This window comes from Verrucosispora sioxanthis, from assembly GCF_010560025.1.
GTDB lineage: Bacteria > Actinomycetota > Actinomycetes > Mycobacteriales > Micromonosporaceae > Micromonospora > Micromonospora palythoicola.
Genome location: NZ_SAIY01000012.1, coordinates 16,791 through 34,414, shown reverse-complemented (window position 1 = coordinate 34,414; position 17,624 = coordinate 16,791). Strand labels below are relative to the sequence as shown.

19 protein-coding genes are annotated in these 17,624 nt (G+C 71.6%); 7 read left to right on the top strand and 12 right to left on the bottom strand.

Features of this window, described 5'->3' with window-relative positions:
- Window positions 1–46: 46 nt before the first annotated feature.
- Both ENC19_RS26410 and ENC19_RS26405 read right to left on the bottom strand, forming a co-directional pair.
- Window positions 47–928, bottom strand: a complete 882-nt coding sequence (locus ENC19_RS26410) for a helix-turn-helix domain-containing protein (RefSeq protein ID WP_166459169.1) — start codon at window positions 926–928, stop codon at window positions 47–49.
- Window positions 929–1,066: 138 nt separating this feature from the next.
- Window positions 1,067–1,306, bottom strand: coding sequence for a DUF397 domain-containing protein (locus ENC19_RS26405; protein ID WP_164449783.1), 240 nt, complete (start codon window positions 1,304–1,306; stop codon window positions 1,067–1,069).
- A gap of 255 nt (window positions 1,307–1,561) precedes the next feature.
- Here ENC19_RS26405 and ENC19_RS26400 point away from each other — a divergent pair, with 255 nt between their 5' ends.
- Window positions 1,562–2,209 (top strand): GGDEF domain-containing protein, encoded by a 648-nt coding sequence (locus ENC19_RS26400; protein ID WP_164449782.1) that lies wholly within the window; start codon window positions 1,562–1,564, stop codon window positions 2,207–2,209.
- A 78-nt stretch (window positions 2,210–2,287) separates the two neighbouring features.
- Window positions 2,288–2,938 carry a flavodoxin family protein gene (locus tag ENC19_RS26395; RefSeq protein ID WP_164449781.1) on the top strand — a complete coding sequence of 217 codons (651 nt, stop codon included), beginning with the start codon at window positions 2,288–2,290 and terminating at the stop codon, window positions 2,936–2,938.
- A 62-nt stretch (window positions 2,939–3,000) separates the two neighbouring features.
- On the opposite strand, the gene ENC19_RS26390 is transcribed toward ENC19_RS26395, so the two are convergent.
- Both ENC19_RS26390 and ENC19_RS26385 read right to left on the bottom strand, forming a co-directional pair.
- Entirely contained in the window at window positions 3,001–3,483 is a 483-nt protein-coding gene (locus ENC19_RS26390; RefSeq protein ID WP_164449780.1) for a type II toxin-antitoxin system PemK/MazF family toxin, read from the bottom strand.
- Between the two features lie 77 nt (window positions 3,484–3,560).
- On the bottom strand, window positions 3,561–3,917 hold the full coding sequence (locus ENC19_RS26385; RefSeq protein ID WP_164449779.1) for a DUF2267 domain-containing protein: 357 nt from the start codon (window positions 3,915–3,917) through the stop codon (window positions 3,561–3,563).
- Between the two features lie 391 nt (window positions 3,918–4,308).
- On the opposite strand from ENC19_RS26385, the gene ENC19_RS26380 reads away from it, so the two are divergent.
- Entirely contained in the window at window positions 4,309–4,767 is a 459-nt protein-coding gene (locus ENC19_RS26380) for an XRE family transcriptional regulator (protein WP_164449777.1), read from the top strand.
- 15 nt (window positions 4,768–4,782) lie between these two features.
- On the opposite strand, the gene ENC19_RS26375 is transcribed toward ENC19_RS26380, so the two are convergent.
- The 8 genes from ENC19_RS26375 to ENC19_RS26340 all read right to left on the bottom strand — a co-directional run bounded on the left by ENC19_RS26375 (window position 4,783) and on the right by ENC19_RS26340 (window position 12,678).
- Window positions 4,783–4,974, bottom strand: a complete 192-nt coding sequence (locus tag ENC19_RS26375) for a hypothetical protein (RefSeq protein WP_164449776.1) — start codon at window positions 4,972–4,974, stop codon at window positions 4,783–4,785.
- Window positions 4,975–5,434: 460 nt separating this feature from the next.
- A complete protein-coding gene (locus ENC19_RS26370; RefSeq protein WP_164449774.1) occupies window positions 5,435–6,184 on the bottom strand; it encodes a winged helix-turn-helix transcriptional regulator in 750 nt (249 codons plus the stop codon).
- A gap of 185 nt (window positions 6,185–6,369) precedes the next feature.
- Window positions 6,370–7,233, bottom strand: a complete 864-nt coding sequence (gene pstB, locus ENC19_RS26365) for a phosphate ABC transporter ATP-binding protein PstB (protein WP_164449773.1) — start codon at window positions 7,231–7,233, stop codon at window positions 6,370–6,372.
- Between the two features lies 1 nt (window position 7,234).
- Window positions 7,235–8,149 (bottom strand): phosphate ABC transporter permease PstA, encoded by a 915-nt coding sequence (gene pstA, locus ENC19_RS26360; RefSeq protein WP_164449772.1) that lies wholly within the window; start codon window positions 8,147–8,149, stop codon window positions 7,235–7,237.
- Entirely contained in the window at window positions 8,146–9,138 is a 993-nt protein-coding gene (gene pstC, locus ENC19_RS26355) for a phosphate ABC transporter permease subunit PstC (RefSeq protein WP_166459158.1), read from the bottom strand. The genes pstA and pstC overlap by 4 nt, the downstream gene beginning before the upstream one ends.
- 86 nt (window positions 9,139–9,224) lie before the next feature.
- Window positions 9,225–10,301, bottom strand: a complete 1,077-nt coding sequence (gene pstS / locus ENC19_RS26350; protein WP_164449769.1) for a phosphate ABC transporter substrate-binding protein PstS — start codon at window positions 10,299–10,301, stop codon at window positions 9,225–9,227.
- A gap of 214 nt (window positions 10,302–10,515) precedes the next feature.
- Entirely contained in the window at window positions 10,516–11,160 is a 645-nt protein-coding gene (gene phoU / locus ENC19_RS26345; protein WP_164449768.1) for a phosphate signaling complex protein PhoU, read from the bottom strand.
- Between the two features lie 156 nt (window positions 11,161–11,316).
- Window positions 11,317–12,678: an MGH1-like glycoside hydrolase domain-containing protein gene (locus tag ENC19_RS26340; protein ID WP_235945140.1), complete on the bottom strand. Its 1,362-nt coding sequence runs from the start codon at window positions 12,676–12,678 to the stop codon at window positions 11,317–11,319.
- Between the two features lie 111 nt (window positions 12,679–12,789).
- On the opposite strand from ENC19_RS26340, the gene ENC19_RS26335 reads away from it, so the two are divergent.
- The 4 genes from ENC19_RS26335 (at window position 12,790) to ENC19_RS26320 (ending at window position 17,611) form a co-directional block, all read left to right on the top strand.
- A complete protein-coding gene (locus ENC19_RS26335) occupies window positions 12,790–13,401 on the top strand; it encodes a class I SAM-dependent methyltransferase (RefSeq protein ID WP_164449767.1) in 612 nt (203 codons plus the stop codon).
- A gap of 24 nt (window positions 13,402–13,425) precedes the next feature.
- On the top strand, window positions 13,426–14,028 hold the full coding sequence (locus ENC19_RS26330; protein WP_164449765.1) for a class I SAM-dependent methyltransferase: 603 nt from the start codon (window positions 13,426–13,428) through the stop codon (window positions 14,026–14,028).
- Between the two features lie 80 nt (window positions 14,029–14,108).
- On the top strand, window positions 14,109–15,854 hold the full coding sequence (locus tag ENC19_RS26325; protein WP_164449764.1) for an ABC transporter ATP-binding protein: 1,746 nt from the start codon (window positions 14,109–14,111) through the stop codon (window positions 15,852–15,854).
- Window positions 15,851–17,611: an ABC transporter ATP-binding protein gene (locus ENC19_RS26320; RefSeq protein WP_164449763.1), complete on the top strand. Its 1,761-nt coding sequence runs from the start codon at window positions 15,851–15,853 to the stop codon at window positions 17,609–17,611. Before ENC19_RS26325 ends, ENC19_RS26320 begins: the two co-directional genes overlap by 4 nt.
- The last annotated feature ends 13 nt before the right edge of the window (window positions 17,612–17,624 follow it).

Here is a 17,624-nt window from a genome sequence, read left to right as displayed (position 1 = left end):
CGGGCAGGCGGTGCGCGCGGGGGGTGGGGGTGCGGGGGTGGGGGTGTTAGCGGGGGGCGAGGTCGGCGATCATGCGTTCCAGGATCTCCGGGGTGCGCTCCGGTGGCTCGGCCTCGACGCAGAGCCGCTCCATGGCCACCGCGTAGAAGTCGAGATCCTCGCGCTTGTCCAGGTAGATGGCACTGGTCAACTGTTCGATGTACACGATGTCGGGCAGGTCCTGGTCACCGAAGCGCAGAATAGTGAAGGCGCCCCCGGCGGCGGCGTGCCCACCGGCGGCGAACGGGATCACCTGAAGCCGGACGTTCGGCGTACGCGTCGCCGCGAGCAGCGCCTCCAGTTGGCCGCGCATCACCTGCGGGCCACCGATCGGCCGGCGCAGCGCCGCCTCGTCGACGACCGCCCACAGGCGCGGCGGGCGGGGCCGGGCCAACAGCTCCTGGCGGCGCATCCGCAGATCCACCCTGCGGTCGATCTCCTCCGGACCGGCCGTGCTGTGACCGAGCAGCACCACGGCGCGGGCGTACTCCCGGGTCTGCAACAGGCCCGGGACGAACTGGACCTCGTAGCTGCGGATGAGCGCGGCCGCGGCCTCCAGCCCGAGGTACGACTGGAACCACGACGGCAGGACGTCGCCGTACCGGTGCCACCAGCCCGGGTTGTTCGCGTCGCGGGCCAGTTTGAGCAGCGCCGCGCGCTCCTGCTCGGCGGTGACGCCGTAGAGCGTGAGCAGGTCGGCGACGTCGCGTTCCTTGAACCCGACCCGACCCAGTTCCATCCGACTGATCTTCGATTCGGAGGACCGGATCTCCCAGCCGGCGCTCTCCCGGGAGACACCCCGCGACTCCCGCAGGCGTCGAAGTTGCGCACCCAGCAGCATCCGCAGCACGGTCGGGCCGGCCGCCGGACCCTCCTCGGCGGAAACCATGGTCACCTACCGTCCTCCACACGCCGTCAGTGGTCGAACCGGTGGACCGAGTCGACCGACGTGTAAGCATGCCATGAACCGTCAGTGAGGTGAACCGCCCATCCCGTGCGGGACGAATCCCGTCGATGGGATGTGGGGTCAGCCGATCAGATGATCGAAGTCACCGTCCCGGGCACCGAGCACGAACGCGGCGATCTCGTCCACCGTGTAGATCAGCGCGGGTCCGTCCGGGTGCCGGGAGTTGCGCAGGGCGATTCCGGCACCGCCGGGCAGTTCCGCCAGCTCGACACAGTTTCCGCTGGGATTGCTGCGCCGGCTCTTCTGCCAGGCGAGGGGAGGCAAGTGGTCAACGGGTACACCGTTTGGCGGCTGCTGCATGAGGGGCTTCTGTTCTCTCCGATTGGCGCCGGTGCCGTGGGAGGAGCGGTAGCGGCTTGAGGGGCGGCGTCGGCTCGTTATGCACGTGCATCTGCTATTGCATCTGCAATGGACACCGGGGATGATAACGCACGTGCGTGACGCCTACCTGCGCACGCTCTGTCCCGCGAACCTGACGACCATCAGGGGAAACGAGGTGTCTGACAGCGTCCGCCATCCGGTGTCGGGCGTGTGTCGCGGAGAAGGGAGATGGTGGTGCCGGATCCGCTGACCGTCGCGTCCGGCATCTGCGCCGCGGGAGCGCTGCTCTCCTCCTGGCAGTTGGGACGCCGGGCCGTGCGGGCCGAGACGGAGATCGGGCGTCTCCAGGCCGAACTGACCGCAGAGCGGCACGCCGCCAGCCACGACCCGCTGACCGGCCTACCGAACCGGCGGGCCTTCTACCGCCTCGCCGCGACGCTGCTCACCGACCGCTCCGGCTGCCACCTGATCGCCGTGGTCCTCGACCTCGACGACTTCAAGCAGATCAACGACCGGTACGGGCACGCCGCAGGAGATCAGGTACTGGTCAGTGTCGCCCAGCGACTGGCCACCTTCGCCGGTGACAACCTGGTGGCCCGCCTCGGCGGCGACGAGTTCGCCGGACTGCTGGCCAGCCCGACCCTCGACCGACGGTGGATCGACCACGCTACCCGGCGGTTGTACGACATGCTCGCCGCGCCGATCCCGATGGGTGCTCTCACCCTCCGGGTGACCGCCTCGGTCGGTCTGGCACCCGTGCTGGACAGCCAGCTCACCGAGGCGCTCAACCGCGCCGACGCGGCGATGTACGAGGCCAAGGCGCTCGGCAGCGGTCGACCGGGCCGGGCGCTGCGCGACACCGCGTACCTCGCCGAGTGCTGACATCACCCCGCACCACGCGTCGCCGCCTCCCAGGTGGGTACTCCGCCGTTACCAGGCTGGTACGGCGGAGGGAAGAACATGTCAGACATTCGGGCGCTGGTCCTCAACTGCACCCTGAAACGCTCTCCCGCCCGGTCCAGCTCCGAGGTGCTGGGCCGGGAGGTGCTCGACGCCCTCGGCGAGCAGGGGGTCACCGGCGAACTGATCCGGGTCGTGGACCACGACGTCCGCTTCGGTGTCTCCACCGACGAGGGCGATGGCGACGCCTGGCCGCAGATCCGGGCGAAACTGCTGGCCGCGCAGATCTTCGTGATCGCCACACCGATCTGGCTCGGACAACCGTCCAGCGTGTGCAAGATGGTCCTGGAACGCCTCGACGCCGAGCTCAGCGAGACCGACGACCAGGGCCGGCTGCTCACCTACGGCAAGGTGGCCGCGGTGGCGGTCGTCGGCAACGAGGACGGCGCCCACCACACGATCGGGCAGGTACAGCAGGCACTCAACGAGGTCGGCTTCACCTGCGCGGCGGCCGGCGCGACGTACTGGGTCGGCGAGGCACTGCACAAGACCGACTACATCGACGCGCGCCCGAAGCCGGAGACCACCGGTCGGGCGACCAAGGCGTTGGCGCTCAACAGCGCCCACCTGGCGCGGCTGCTCGCCGAACAGCCGTACCCGCCGCCGGACGCCCGCGACGCCGCGGTCGACCCGGCCCAGCGGTCCGGCTGAGGTCACCGGCCCACCCCGGTCCAGCAGTCCGGCTGAGGCTGCGGACCGGGCGAGCCGGACGGTCAGCGCCAGCCGTAGCCGGCGCGCAGGGCCTGGCCCACCCGGTCGAACCGGGCCCGGTCCAGCACCGCGCCCTCCCGCCGGATGCTGTCCTCTCGCATGGTCAGCACCCGGTCCAGGCGCACCCAGCTCGGCCGCCGGTCACGGTCCCAGTCCCCCGGCCCGAGGGCCAGCCAGTGCCGGTCACCGTGGCGGTCCTGCTGGCTGGAGAGCATCAGCCCGAACAGGGTCCGGCTGTGCCGGCCCACCACCAGCACCGGCCGGTCCTTGCCCTGCCGGGGGTCGTCCTCGTAGGACACCCAGGTCCAGACGATCTCCCCCGGGTCGGCCTGCCCGTCGGGCTCCGGGGCGTACGACAACTCGCGGCGCTGCAACGCGCTGACCTGACGCCGTCGCGCGAGCTTCGCCGGGGTGGGCCCGGCCGCGCGCGGCCTCGGGATCACCGCACCGACACGGGACGCCACACTCCTGAACAGACCTGCCACGGCGGCAGCCTATCCGCTGTCACCGGTCCCCCGGCCGGCAGGGACTGTGCCCTCCTGGGCCGCGTGGCGATGATGTCTCACCCGGCGACCGGGTCGCTACCATCGCCGGCGGTGGCCAGCCGCGCCACCATCTCGTGGAACTCGCCGACGGTCACCGTCTCGCGCAGGGTGGCGAAGACGGCCGCGGCCCCGGCGGCCGCCGTGCTCTCGTCGACTCCGGCCCGCTCGCCGACCCGGCGCAGGAAGTCCGCCGGCCCGCCCGGCGACAGCGCGTCGGTCAAATCAGTCGGTAGATACCCGGTCGGGTCGGGCGGCTGCGCGCCGGTCATCCGCTCCACGACGGTGTCCAGAACCGCCCGCGCGACGTCGGCCGCAGGTTCGGGCGCCAGCCCGGAACGACGTGACACCGCAGCGACGAACAGCGGAAACCGCACGGCGCCCTCCTGTCGTCGGCGCCGCGCTGGATACCCCGCCGGCACCGGGCAAACGCCCGCCCGTGGCGGCCGGGGGCCGCCCGGCCCGGGCCGGACCCGCGCGGTGTCCGGGCGGGCCCGTCGGGGACCGACCACGAGCGAGGCCGGCGGGACGAGCGCCGCCCGGCGGTCCCTCGGCCGACGGTGCGGCTCGCCGGCGCACGTCGCGCCCCCGTTCGCCACCACGTGTGCCGGCCCGAAAGACCACGCTGGCAACCCTGCGGGCCGGTCCGTCGGCCGCTGGGTTGCCAGGCGAATGTCATCGTACGCGGACAGTAAGGAGTCCTGTCAATGCTGGATTCCGGATCCAGTCGTTGTGTAAATATGGTGTTCCGCCGTCCGAGGAGCCTCCATGCCTGAGGAGCCGGACCACCTCGGCGAGACCTTCGCCGAGCGTCTCGACTGGCTGTTCCGCACCACCCCGGACCCGACCGGCAAGCCGTACAGCGTCCGCCGCGTCGCCGTCGAGCTGACCCGGCGCGGCTGCCGGATATCGCACACCCACCTCAACAACCTGCGCCAAGGCCGGGCACCGGACCCACGACGGTCGGTGGTGGAGGCGATAGCCGCCTTCTTCGGACGTCCGCCCTCGTTCTTCACCTGTCGGCCGACCGACCGGACGCCGCTCGACGACGACCTCGTCCACCTGCTGGCCGACCCGTACGTCCGGCAGGTGGCCCGGCGGCTGGTCGACGCCCGCCTGTCGCCAGAGGGCCATGCCGTCGTGGTGGCGGTGATCGAGCAGGTCCGTCGGCTGGAGGTCGCCGCCGGGAGTCGGCGCCGCGACACCGCGCGACTGACCGGAAGCTGAGCGTCGCGCCGCCGCTCAGGCCTCGGAGCGCGCGACCGGGCCCTCGGCCGCGCGGTCGTCGGTGCCGCGCCCGGCCCGCCGATCCGTGCCCTGTTCCTCGCGTCGCTGGGCTGGGCCGACCGGCGGCACCGCACCGGCATCCGCCTCCGGGCCCGGCAGCCGCGCCTCCGCCAGCGCCCGGCGCGTGCCCGGTCCATCGTGTAGCACAGCTCCCGGGGTGCCTCCGGCCGCCCGGGCACCCGATCGAACGGGAATCCCCGGCCGGCGTAGTCGTAGTGGGCCTTCAACAGTCGGGTCAGCCCCGCCATCGCACCAACGATCTTCTTGCGCGGCCGGCCGGTCGCCTCGGCCAGCTCCCCCACGGTGAACAGCCGCTGGGGCTCGGCGGCGAGCGCGTCGAGCACCGCGGCGACCGTCCGGTGGGTGGCGCTGCGCCCCTGGCTGAGCCGGCGCAGGTCCGCCACCGTCCAGTCCGACTCGGGCGGACGGGACACCGGGTCGGCCCGCCGTCGGGGCGCCGGCGTCACCCGCTGGCGGGCGTCGAGGTCGGCCAGCAACCGGGCCACGTGCGGGACGTACGCCAGCGGGACCGCCACCAGGATTATCCCCTCGGTAGGCGTCCCCGGCACACCCGCCGACGGCGGGTACGGCGGCAGCGCCGGCATGTTCACGACGTGGACGGTGTTGCCGTGGCCTGGGCGGGCACGAACCGGTAGCCCAGGCCGCGTACGGTCACGATCATCGGTGCCCGGTCCCCGTCCAGCGCCAACCGTCGACGCAGTCGCTTGATGTGCACCGTCAGGGTGTTCGAGGTGTCGTCGGAGATACCGCCCCAGACGGCGGCGAGCAGTTGCTCGCGGGTGACCGTCCGTTCCGCGTGGCTCATGAAGAAGTACAGCAGGCGGAACTCCTTCAACGGCAGGGCCACCGTCCGGCCGTCCAGGCTCACCTCGAACGTCGCCGGGTCCACCCGCAGCCCACCCAGCTCGATCGGCGGATCGAGGGCGCCGGAGGTCTCCGGACGGATGGCCCGCAGGATCGGCAGGACCTCCTCGGCCCGGTAGGGACGCCGGACACAGGCCGTGGCACCGGCCTTGAGCGCGGCGGCGGCCACCCCACCGTCCTCGTCGCCCACCCCGACCACCGTGGGGATGCCGGCCCGGCCGGCGAGCAGCCGCACCAGCTCGGTGCAGCTCATCGTGGACAGACCGGCGGCGACCACGGCCGCGTCCGGTTGCAGCGCCCCAGTGGCCAGCAGCGCCTCGGCGGCGTGCGCGAAGTGGTGGCCGCGTACCCGGTGGTCGGCCAGTTGGGCGACCAACGCGGCACCGACGCTCTCGTCGTCGTCCACCACGAGCAGCACGAAACGCCCGTCGGATCGATGGTCACCCCTGGTGGCCTCGACGAGATTGTTCATCGCACACCGGCTCCGGTTCAGTTCAGGCCCGCCGCGACACCCTTGGGCGCGCCGGGCGATCCCCCGCACTACAGGTCGACGACGGACGGTCGGCCGGACACCGGCTGGGCACGACGACGAGCCAGCCGGGCCCGGTGGGTCACCCTTGACCAACGGCGACCCACCGTCGACCGTCGCGTTCGGCCTCAGCCGAAGCGACCGGTGATGTAGTCCTCCGTACGCTTGTCGGCGGGGTTGGTGAACAGCTTGCCGGTCTGGCTGAACTCGACAAGTCGCCCGTGCCGCTCCTGCGCCTCGTCCACCTCGGCGGTGAAGAACGCGGTGTAGTGGCTGACCCGGGCCGCCTGCTGCATGTTGTGGGTGACGATGACGATGGTGTAGTCGTTCGTCAGCTCGAAGATCAGATCCTCGATCTTCGCCGTGGCGATGGGGTCGAGGGCCGAGCAGGGCTCGTCCATCAGGATCACCTCGGGCTTCACCGCGATCGTCCGGGCGATGCAGAGCCGCTGCTGCTGGCCGCCGGAGAGCGCCAAGGCGCTCTTGCGCAGCTTGTCCTTGACCTCGTCCCAGAGCGCGGCCTTGGTCAACGCCTCCTCGACGTGGTCGTCGAGCCGGCCCTTGATGCCGTTGATCCGCAACCCGTACGCGACGTTGTCGTAGATGGACTTGGGGAACGGGTTGGGCTTCTGGAACACCATGCCGATGCGGCGGCGCACCTGGATCGGGTCGATGTCCTTGGCGTACAGGTCCTGACCGTGGAACAGGACGTCGCCGCTGACCCGGGCACCCGGGATCGGGTCGTTCATCCGGTTGAGCGCGCGCAGCACGGTGGACTTGCCGCAGCCGGACGGCCCGATCATCGCGGTGACCTGGTTCTGCTGGATCGGCATCGTGGTGCCGCGGACAGCCTCGTAGCTGCCGTAGTAGACGCTCACGTCGCGCAACTGCATCACCGACGAGTCGGCGGAGTCCGCACCGGAGACGGTGGTGCCGGGAGCGTGCACCGCCACGGACGGGCGGGTGGTGAGGTTGGTGTCGTTGCTGGCCATGTCAGCGCTCCTTGATGGCGAACCGGCTGGAGATGAATCGGGCGATGATGGTGAAGCCGAGCACGATCACGATGAGCGTCAGCGCCGCACCCCAGGCCCGGTCCTGTGCAGCGGGGAACGAGGTGCTGGCGTTGCGGAAGATCTGCGCCGGCAGTGCCGTGTTGGAGCCGTCGAAGAGGTTCCAGTTCGGCGAGAAGACGATGCCGGTGACGATGATGATCGGGGCGGTCTCGCCAGCCGCGCGGGCCACGGCCAGCAGCGAGCCACTGGTGATCCCGGAGATCGCCGCCGGCAGCACGACCGTCAGCGTGGTCTTCCACTTACGGGCACCGAGCGCCATGCTGGCCTGCCGCAGCTCGTCGGGAACCAGCCGGAGCATCTCCTCGCTGCTGCGGATGACCACCGGCAGCATCAGGCAGGCCAACGCCAACGCGCCGGCGAAGCCGGTGAACTCGCCGACGAGCAGCACCCAGGAGATGTAGATGAACAGCCCCATCACGATCGACGGCACGCCGGTCATCACGTCGGCCATCAGCCGGATGATCCGGGCCAGTGGCCGCTGCTTGCCGTACTCGTTGAGGTAGATCGCGCCGAAGACGCCGAGCGGGATCGCCATCAGGGCGGCCATCCCTGTGATGAGCAGCGTGCCGACGATCGCCGGGCCCATCCCACCACCTTCGCGGCGGTAGGAGTTGGGGATGTCCTCGTTCAGGAACGACAGGCTCATCACCCCACCGCCCTTGGCGATGACGGTGTAGGTCACCAGCGCCAGCGGGATGACGGCGAGCAGCACGGCGAACCAGATGACCGCCGTGGCGAGGTGGTTGGTGAACCGGCGGCGGCCGGAGAGTGCGGCCCGGGTCAGGTCGGGTCCGCCGGCGGCCGGGCGGGCGGCGGGTGGTGCGGTGAGAGTCACGCGACGCTTCCCTTCATCCGGGCCTCGGCCCGACGGACGACCACCTGGGCGAGCAGGTTGACCAGCACGGTCATCGCGAACAGCACGACGCCGAGACCGATGAGCGCGGCGGTGAACGTGCCGGTGGACTCGCCGAACTGCTGCACGATCACGGCGGCCATCGAGTTGCCGGGGGCGAACAGGTTGGCGGTGATGTTGGTGGCACCGCCGATGACCAGGGCGACCGCGATCGTCTCGCCCATCGCCCGGCCCAGGCCGAGCATCACCGCGCCGACCACCCCACCGAAACTGTGCGGGAAGACCGCGCCCCGGATCATCTCCCAGCGGGTAGCGCCCAGGGCGAGGGCGGCGTCCTTGTCGGCGCGCGGCACGGTGCTGAACACCTCGCGGGTGATCGAGGTGATGATCGGCGTGACCATGATCGCCAGGATCAGGCCGGCGGTCATGAAGTTGCGGCCGCTGGCCACCGGCCCGAAGAGCCGGCCGAGCAGTGGAATGCCACCGAGCAGGTCGTGCATCCACTGGTAGATCGGGACCAGGGCGGGTGCGACGACCAGGATGCCCCAGAGGCCGAAGACCACCGACGGCACGGCGGCCAGCAGGTCGATCACGGTCACCGCCGGGCCGCGCAACCGGCGCGGGGCCAACTCGGTCAGGAACAGCGCGATGCCGACCGACACCGGCACCGCGAACAGCAGCGCGATGAGCGACGAGACCGCGGTGCCGTACGCGAACGACAGCGCGCCGAAGACGGCGTCGCCGGTGGCCGGGTTCGGGTCCCAGACCCGCTCGGTGATGAAGCGCAGGCCCATCGCGTCGAACGCGGGCCAGGCCTCCCGGACGGTGGTGATCAGGATCAGCCCGAGGATGGCCAGCACCAGCAGGCCGGTGCCGAGCGTCCACCAGGAGAAGACGCGGTCGCCGAGGGCGCTGCTGCCGCGCTGGGTCAACGTCGGCTTGGTGGCGGGGGGATTGTTCGTCAAGGTCATCTTCACTCCAGCTCAGGTACCCCGCTAGGGACGGGATCGACGTGATCCCGTCCCCAGCTGGAACGCCCTAGCGATCTTGATTGTGATCAGCCCTGGATCTTCTCGACCTGGGCCAGCGCCTTCTCCTTGAGCGAGGCCGGCAGCGGCGCGAAGTCCACGTCCTTGGCCAGCTCCTGGCCGTCGTTGAGCAGGTAGGTGAGGAAGCCCTTGACCAGCGCGGCCTTGTTCGCGTCGTCGTAGGAGGTCTTGACGATGATGAACGTCGGCGCGGTGATCGGGTAGGCGGCGGCACCGGCGGCGTTGAGCGGGTTGTAGCTCAGGTCCTCGGCGACCTCGGCACCCTCCAGGCCGGCGGTGGTGCCCTCCAGCGACGGCTCGACGAACTGGCCGTCCTTGTTCTTGATGGCCGCGTACTTCAGGCCGGTGGCCTTGGCGTCACTCAGGTCGACGTACCCGACAGCGCCGTTGGTCTGCTTGACGATCTGGGCGACACCGGTGTTCTTCTCGCCACCCTGGGTGCTGGCCGGCCAGGCGACCGTGTCACCGCTGCCCAGCTTCCAGGTGCCCGCGGCGGCAGCGTCGAGGTACTTGGTGAAGTTGCTGGTGGTGCCGGAGCCGTCCGAGCGGTGGGCCACCACGATCGGGGTGCTGGGCAGCTCGACACCCGGGTTGTCGGCCTTGACGGCCGCGTCGTCCCAGGTCTTGATGTCGGTCTGGAAGATCTTGGCGAGCGTCTCCGGGCTGAGCTGGAGCTTGTCGACGCCCTCCAGGTTGTAGGAAACCGTGATCGGGGCCGCCACCGTCGGCACGTACATGAACGAACCGGCGGCCACGCCGTCGGTGTCCTTCACCAGGCTGTCGGTGCCGGCGAAGTCGACCAGGCCCTCACCGAACTGCTTCTTTCCGGTGCCGGAGCCGGTCGCGTTGTAGGTGACCGTCACGTCGGGGGCCTCGGCCTTGAAGGCTTCGACGACCTCTTGGTAGTAAGCGTCCGGGAAGCTGGCGCCCGACGCCTTCAACTCGCCGGACAGGTCGGCGTAGGCGCTGTCGCCGCCACTGCCGCCCGGCTCCGAGCTGTTGTCATTGCTACCACAGCCGGTAAGCGCGAGCGCGGCAAGCGCGACGCCGGCAAGGACGCGCCGCGAAAGCACGTTGCGGTTCACCAGGTAAGCCTCTCTATCGGGGTGCATCAGCCCGTCCGGGCCGTACGCGAGTCAAGTTAGGAGGCGCAGGTAGCCGGACTCCCGGACCCAGGTGAACGAAAAATGAACTTGCCGGCTCGGTGGCGGCCACGTGGGAGCCGGGATGTGACGTTGCGGGCGCGCCGTACCGGATGTCCGGAATTCGCGGCCCGGTTACTGACCTCTGCCGGCCTCGTCAGAGACGGATGGTGCCGGTCACCAGGTACACGACCTGACGGGCGACGTTCACCGCGTGGTCGGCGTAACGCTCGTAGTAGCGGCCGAGCAGGGCCAGGTCGATCGCGGACTCCACCCCGTACGGCCAACCGGAGACCAGCAGCGACAGCAGGCGTTCCTGGGCGGCGTCGACCTCGTCGTCGTCCAGTCCGAGCTGCATCGCGTCGAGCCGGTCCCGGGTGGCCAGCACGACCGCGCACTTGTCCGCCACCCGTGCCGCCGCCTCGGCCAGCGCCGTCATCACCGGCATCGCCGGCTCCGGCACCACCCCGACCGGATGCCGGCGCAGCGCGACCTTCGCGACGTGCACCGCGAGGTCACCCATCCGTTCCAGGGCACCGGCGATCCGCAGCGCACACACCACCAGGCGCAGATCCGAGGCGACCGGCTGGTGTCGCACCAGCACCTCGGGAATCATCGCCTCCACCTCGGCCCGCCGGGCGTCGAGCGTCGCGTCCTCGGCGAGCACGGTCTCGGCCGCGCCCCGGTCCACCTCCAGCAGGGCGGTGCTGGCCCGCCGGATCGCCGCGCTGGCGTCCCGGCTCATCACCGCAAGGACACCTGTGAGCCGGTCGAGCTGCTCGTCGTAGCTGTCCCGGCTCATCGTGTGTCCCTTCCGTCCAGCCGGGTCACCCGTTTCGGCGGCACCCGGAACCGGCGCGGCGGCCGGCCGACCCTGGACAGCAACCTACCTGCCCCCGGACGACACCACCTTGCACGGCCACCCGGAAGGCGGCGGGCGGGTCACGCGCCGCACCGGTCAGTCGGCCAGCACGTCCAGCAGCAGGGCCGCCGTCCAACTGAACGCCGGTGAGCCGAGGCCGGCGCCGGTGTCCGGGTGGAAGTACTCGTGGCAACCGGCCACCGAGACCAGGTCGATCATCGAGGTGCGCAGTCCGGCCGCCAACCGGTCGTGTCCGTGCCGCAGCAGTCCCCGCCGGACCAGCCAGGTGATGTTCGTCCAGCTCGGGCCGCGCCAGTAGCGCAGCGGCTCGAAGTCGCCGGCGGTGCGGTCGTGGCTCGGCAGCGGCCGGGCCATCCGGGCGGCGAGACCGAAGCGGGCCGAGCGGGCCTCGGCGAGCACCGCCTCGACCTGCCGCGCCGGCAGGTCGGGCAGGATCAACGGGGTCAGGCCGAGCACCGTACGGGCCGGCGTCAGTCGGCCGGTACGCAGGTCACGCGGGCGGAAGGTGCCGCTGCCCGGGTCGTACAGCCGGGTGACCACGGCCTCGGTGATGGCGACGGCCCGTTCCCGGTGCGGGCCCGGGTCGACGCCGATCACCTCGGCGATCCCGGCGAGCGCCGACTCCGAGGCACCCATGGCCGCGTTGAACAGTGGACATTCCACCAGGAACGGATGCCGGTCGGCCAAGCCGTCGTCGCGGTAACCGTTCGCGCGGTACGCGGTGACGATGGTGACGTACCGCGCGTAGTCCAGGTCGGTGGGTCGGTGGGCGGGATCGGCGTGCACGGTGTCGCGCCGCCGGTACGCGCGCATCACCGCCGCCTCCGCAGCCACCGCGGACATCGGCTCGTCCCAGGCGGGGCTGTTGTCCAGTCCGGACTCCCACGGGTGCACGATGCTGGCCAGCCCGGCACCACCGACGTCGCGGCAGCTGGCCAGGTAGCGCTGCTGCGCCACCAGGTGCGGATAGAGCCGACGCAACGCGGAGCGGCCCTCCTGCGTCGGCACCCGACGGTACGCGTGCCAGGCGGCCAGCGCGTGCACGGGCGGCTGCACCAGGCCGGACGTGGCCACCGACGGCGTCCCCTCGACGGTCGCCGACGACCAGAATCCCGGCCCGGGAAAGTAGGCGCCACCGGACACGGCCGGGTTGAACACGATGTGCGGCACCCGGCCGTCGCGCCACTGGGCGCGGAACAGGCTGGTCAGCTCCGACCAGGCACGGTCGGGACGAAGATGCGCCCAACCGATCGCGATGAACGCGGAATCCCAGCTCCACTGGTGTGGGTACAGAGTGCGGGACGGCACCGTGTGTCCGCCCGCCCAGTTGCCGTCGAGGGTGTCGCGGGCCAACTCCCACAGCCGGCCGCCTTCGCCTGCGGCATCAGCACTGGCAGCCGGTCCCGGCCCGGCCGACGGAGCAGTTCGGTTCACCATGAGTCACAACATGGTAGCGGTGCGCCCGACGCTACGCTAGGACGACCGCAGCGCAGGTCGCGGTACATGGGGGTGAATCAGGACGGCGAGACGACGAGGCGAGGATTCCCGATGAGACAGCCACGACCCGGTCCAGCGGACACGCAGAGTGAGAGCTACACCCAGCGGCTGCGGCGACTCAGCGGGGCGCGCTGGAAGCGGTGGCTGGATGTGCAGGCGCCCTACCGGTGGAACCTGCGGCGGCTGGAGTTGGGGCGGACCCTCGACGTCGGCTCGGGCCTCGGCCGCAACCTGATCAACCTCGGACCGAATGCGGTCGGGGTGGACCACAACCCCACCTCGGTGGCCCACTCCCGGGCACTGGGGCTGGAGGCGTACACCGTCGCGGAATTCTTCCGGTCGGAGCACGCCCGGCCAGACGCGTTCGACTCGCTACTCGCCGCGCACCTGCTGGAACACATGCCGGCCGAGCAGGCGCACGAGGTGGTCGCCGGCTACCTGCCGTTCGTCCGTTCCGGCGGCCGGGCGGTGTTCATCACCCCACAGGAGCGGGGCTACCGCAGCGACGCCTCGCACGTCCGCTTCGTGGGCTTCGACGAGACGGCGCAAACCTGCCGGGATCTCGGCCTGACCGTGCTGCGCCAATATTCCTTCCCGTTCCACCGCGCCGCCGGCAGGGTGTTCACCTACAACGAGTTCGTCACCGTCGCCAGGCTTCCGTGAGCCGGCACGGTTACGGTGCAAGACATGACCAACAGGACCCGCTGGGCCACCGACACCGGCCCCGAGCACTCCCAGTGGTACGTCAACCGGTTCCGGCAGTTGGCGGCCGAAGGGGCGGACCTGGCCGGTGAGGCCCGACTGCTCGACACGCTGGTGCCGCCGGCCTCCCGGATCCTCGACGCCGGCTGCGGCACCGGCCGGGTCGGCGCTGAACTCGCCGCGCGCGGCCACACGGTGGTCGGGGTGGACGCGGACCCGGTCCTGATCGACGCCGCCCGCGCCGACCACCCCGCACCCCGCTGGATCGTCGCCGACCTGGCCGAGTTGGACCTCGCGGCGGCCGGCGAGGGCGAGCCGTTCGACGCGGCGGTGCTGGCCGGCAACGTGATGGCGTTCGTCGCCGCCGGCACCGAACGCCAGGTGCTCAGCCGAGTCGCCGCGCACCTGCGCCCGGACGGCGTGGTGGCGGTCGGATTCGGCACCGACCGGGGGTATCCGCTCACCGACTTCGACGCCGACGCGGTCGGCGCCGGCTTGCGTCTCGAACACCGCTTCGCCACCTGGGACCTGCGTCCGTGGCGCGACGACGCGGACTTCGCCGTCACCATCCTGCGCCGTCCCACCTGACTCCTCCGGAACGCCCGTCGACGCCCGAACCGGCTGATATTGACGTGGAAGCGTCCCGAACCGCACCGTAGCCTGAACCGATGCCCCCACAGCTCCCTCATGCCGAGCCGGGCACGCCGGACACGAGGGGGCCACTGCGGTACATCTGGTGGCTGGTCCGCTGCCAGCCGTGGCGGGTGCTGCGCGGCGGTCTGATCGGCACGGCCTGGATGCTCGGGCTGTCGCTGCGGCCGTACCTCGTCGCCCGGGCCATCGATGACGGGCTGCGCGCCGCCGACCACCGGACGCTGCTGTGGTGGGTGGCCGCGATCGTCGTCGCCGGGATGGGTCTGGCCTACCTGGGCATCATGCGGCACCGCACGATGACGTTCGTCCGGGAGGACGCCTCGGCCCGCTCCGCCGCCGTCCTGCTGCGTCACCTGTCCCGGATCGGTGCCGTGTTGCCCCGCAGACTCGCCGCCGGTGAGGTAGCCACGGTGGGCGGTGCCGACATCACCCACACCTCGGCGGTGCTGACGATGACCGGGCCGGGCGTCGGAGCGGTCCTCGCGTACGTCTTCGTCGCTTTTCTCCTGTGGTCGGTGTCGCCGTCGCTCGCGGTGTTCGTGCTGCTCGGCGTGCCGACGGTGGTGCTGCTCGTCGGGCCGCTGCTGCGCCGCCTCGAACGGGTCGAGTCGGTCTACCGCCACCAGCAAGGGCTGCTCACCACCCGCGCCGCCGACATCGTGGCCGGGCTACGCGTGCTCGCCGGAGTCGGTGGGCGGGGCCTGTTCGCCCGCCGGTACGCGGCCCGCTCGCAGCGGCTGCTGGCCGAGGGGTACCGGGTGGGTGCGGTGAACAGTTGGATCGAGTCGCTGACGATCGTCGTCCCGGGGGTGTTCCTGGCCGCCGTGGTGTGGCTGGCGGCGCGGATGGCCTCGGCCGGTGACATCACCATCGGGCAGATGGTGGCCGTCTACGGGTACGTGGCGGTCCTCATCGTGCCGGTGTGGTTCCTGCTCGAAGGTGGTCACCAGGTGATCCGGGGGCGGGTCGCCGCCCGCCGGATCGTCGCGCTGCTCAACCTGCGGCCGGACACGGCCGGCCCGACGTCGCCGGGTGGCGGGACGCGTCAGGCACCGGACCGGCCCGCCGACCTGCACGATCCCGCGTCCGGGCTGACCGTACCCGCCGGACGGCTGCTGGCCGTCGCCGCCGACGATCCGGCCGAGGCCAGCGCGTTGGCCGACCGGCTCGGGCGGTTCGTCGCCAGCGAGGTGACCTGGGATGGGGTACCGCTGACCAGCATCGCGCTGGACGAGGTGCGGGCCCGGATCCTCGTCGCCGACCACGACTCCTATCTCTTCGCCGGCACGCTGCGCGAGATCCTGCACGTCCGGGCGGATCTCGGCGACGCCGATTTGCGCGCGGCGCTGCGTACGGCGTCGGCGGAGGATCTTCTCGACGCCCACCCGGACGGGCTCGCGATGCCGGTCGGTACCCGGGCCCGGACGCTCTCCGGCGGCCAGCGGCAACGGGTACGCCTGGCCCGCGCCCTGCTCGCCGAGCCGGACGTGCTCATTCTCATCGACCCGACCTCGGCTGTGGACGCGCACACCGAGGCGCGCATCGCGCAGCGGCTCCGGGCGGCGCGGGCCGGACGGACCACCGTCGTGTTGACCACCTCGCCGCTGCTGCTCGGTCGCGCCGACCTGGTCGCGCACCTGCGCGACGGCCGGATCGTCACCGTCGGCGCCCACGTCGACCTGCTCGAACAGGATCCGAGCTACCGGGCCCTGGTGTCCCGGGACAACGAACCCGCCGACGTGGACGGATCCCTGCGGTGAGCGGCCTGCCCGTCGCGGACCGCCAGGTCGTCCGCCGCGCGGCGCTGAACCTCATCGCCGCGGACCGCCGCGCGGTCGCCGTGGTCCTGGTGCTGCACGGTGCCGCCGCGGTCGCCGGGCTCGCCCCGCCGTGGCTGCTGGGCCGGATCGTCGACGAGGTCACCGCCGGTGCCGGTGCCGCCGCGGTGGACCGTCTGGCCCTCGCGATCGGCGGCTGCGTGCTGGCTCACGGGTTGCTCGCCCGCTACGCCCAGTACGTAGGCCACCGGTTCGGTGAGCGGTCCGTCGCCCGGCTCCGTGAGGCGTTCGTCGCGCGAGCGCTGGACCTGCCCATCTCCGTCATCGAACGGGCCGGCACCGGCGAACTCGCCACCCGCAGCTCGGTGGACGTGACGACCGTCGGGACGACCGTGCGGGACGTGATGCCCGTCATGGTCATCGCCGCGACGCAGTTGTCGCTGCTGTTCGGCGCGATCTTCCTGCTGCACCCGCTGCTCGGCCTGGTCGCCCTGACCGGGCTGCCGACGATCGTCGCGGTCACCCGGTGGTACCTGCGGCGGGCCAGGCCGGCCTACCTGGCGGAGGGGGCGGCGACCGCCGAGCTGACCGAGGCGCTGACCACCACCGCGGAGGGCGCCCGCACCGTCGAGGCGCTCCGCCTCGGCGCCGAGCGCATCGGGTACGGCAGGCAGCGCATCGGCCAGGTGTGGGCCACCCGCCGGGCGACCCTGGCCCTGCGGTCGGTCTTCTTTCCGGTGGTGGAGGCGAGCTACGCGCTACCGATCGCGGTCGTGCTGCTGTTCGGTGGCTTCCTGCTGGACCGTGGCATGGTGACCCTCGGCGAGGTGGTCGCGGCGGCGCTCTACCTGCAACAGGCGATCGAGCCGTTGGACCGGCTGCTGCTCTGGATGGAACAGGCCCAGCGCGGCCTCGCCTCGTTCGCCCGGGTACTCGGTGTCGGTCAGCAGAGCGAGCCCGCCGCCACCTCGGTCGCCACCGGGACACCGCGACCGAGGGTTCCGGCGTCCGCCCGACCCGGTCGGCTCGTCGTGCGCGGCGCCCGGTTCTCGTACGCCGACGGCCCCGACGTGCTGCACGGGATCGATCTGGTGGTGCGTCCCGGCGAACGCCTCGCCATCGTCGGCCCTTCGGGCGCGGGAAAGTCCACTCTCGCCCGGCTGCTCGCCGGCATCGACGAGCCACGCGAGGGCGTGGTCAGCCTCGACGGCGTCGCGGTCACGGACCTCGACCCGGCCGAGCGCCGTCGCCGGATCGCCCTGGTCACCCAGGAGCATCACGTCTTCATCGGTACGCTGCGCGACAATCTCGCCTTCGCCGCGCCGGACGCGTCCGACGAGCAGATGCGCGCCGCCCTAGGCGCGGTGAGCGCCGACTGGTACGCCGACCTGCCCGACGGACTCGACACACAACTCGGTGACGGGGCCCGCGAACTCGGTGCCGCCGACGCCCAACAGCTCGCGCTGGCCCGTCTGGTGCTCGCCGACCCGCACACCCTGATCCTCGACGAGGCGACGGCCGCGCTCGACCCGACGACCGCCCGACGCACCGAGCGAGCCCTCGCCGCCGTGGTCAACGGGCGTACCGTCATCGCCATCGCGCACCGGCTCAACACCGCGCACGACGCCGACCGGGTCGCCGTGCTGGAGGACGGCCGGATCACCGAACTCGGCAGCCACGACGAACTCGTCCGCGCCGGTGGCGCCTACGCCGCCCTCTGGCGCTCCTGGCACGGCTGACCGCGCCACGCTC

Bases quoted from the DNA above. Each gene is read 5' to 3' on its own strand.
- ENC19_RS26410 (WP_166459169.1), bottom strand. From the start codon at position 928: ATGGTTTCCGCCGAGGAGGGTCCGGCGGCCGGCCCGACCGTGCTGCGG.
- ENC19_RS26405 (WP_164449783.1), bottom strand. From the start codon at position 1,306: ATGCAGCAGCCGCCAAACGGTGTACCCGTTGACCACTTGCCTCCCCTC.
- ENC19_RS26395 (WP_164449781.1), top strand. From the start codon at position 2,288: ATGTCAGACATTCGGGCGCTGGTCCTCAACTGCACCCTGAAACGCTCT.
- ENC19_RS26380 (WP_164449777.1), top strand. From the start codon at position 4,309: ATGCCTGAGGAGCCGGACCACCTCGGCGAGACCTTCGCCGAGCGTCTC.
- ENC19_RS26370 (WP_164449774.1), bottom strand. From the start codon at position 6,184: ATGAACAATCTCGTCGAGGCCACCAGGGGTGACCATCGATCCGACGGG.
- pstB (WP_164449773.1), bottom strand. From the start codon at position 7,233: ATGGCCAGCAACGACACCAACCTCACCACCCGCCCGTCCGTGGCGGTG.
- pstC (WP_166459158.1), bottom strand. From the start codon at position 9,138: ATGACCTTGACGAACAATCCCCCCGCCACCAAGCCGACGTTGACCCAG.
- phoU (WP_164449768.1), bottom strand. From the start codon at position 11,160: ATGAGCCGGGACAGCTACGACGAGCAGCTCGACCGGCTCACAGGTGTC.
- ENC19_RS26340 (WP_235945140.1), bottom strand. From the start codon at position 12,678: ATGGTGAACCGAACTGCTCCGTCGGCCGGGCCGGGACCGGCTGCCAGT.
- ENC19_RS26335 (WP_164449767.1), top strand. From the start codon at position 12,790: ATGAGACAGCCACGACCCGGTCCAGCGGACACGCAGAGTGAGAGCTAC.
- ENC19_RS26330 (WP_164449765.1), top strand. From the start codon at position 13,426: ATGACCAACAGGACCCGCTGGGCCACCGACACCGGCCCCGAGCACTCC.
- ENC19_RS26325 (WP_164449764.1), top strand. From the start codon at position 14,109: ATGCCCCCACAGCTCCCTCATGCCGAGCCGGGCACGCCGGACACGAGG.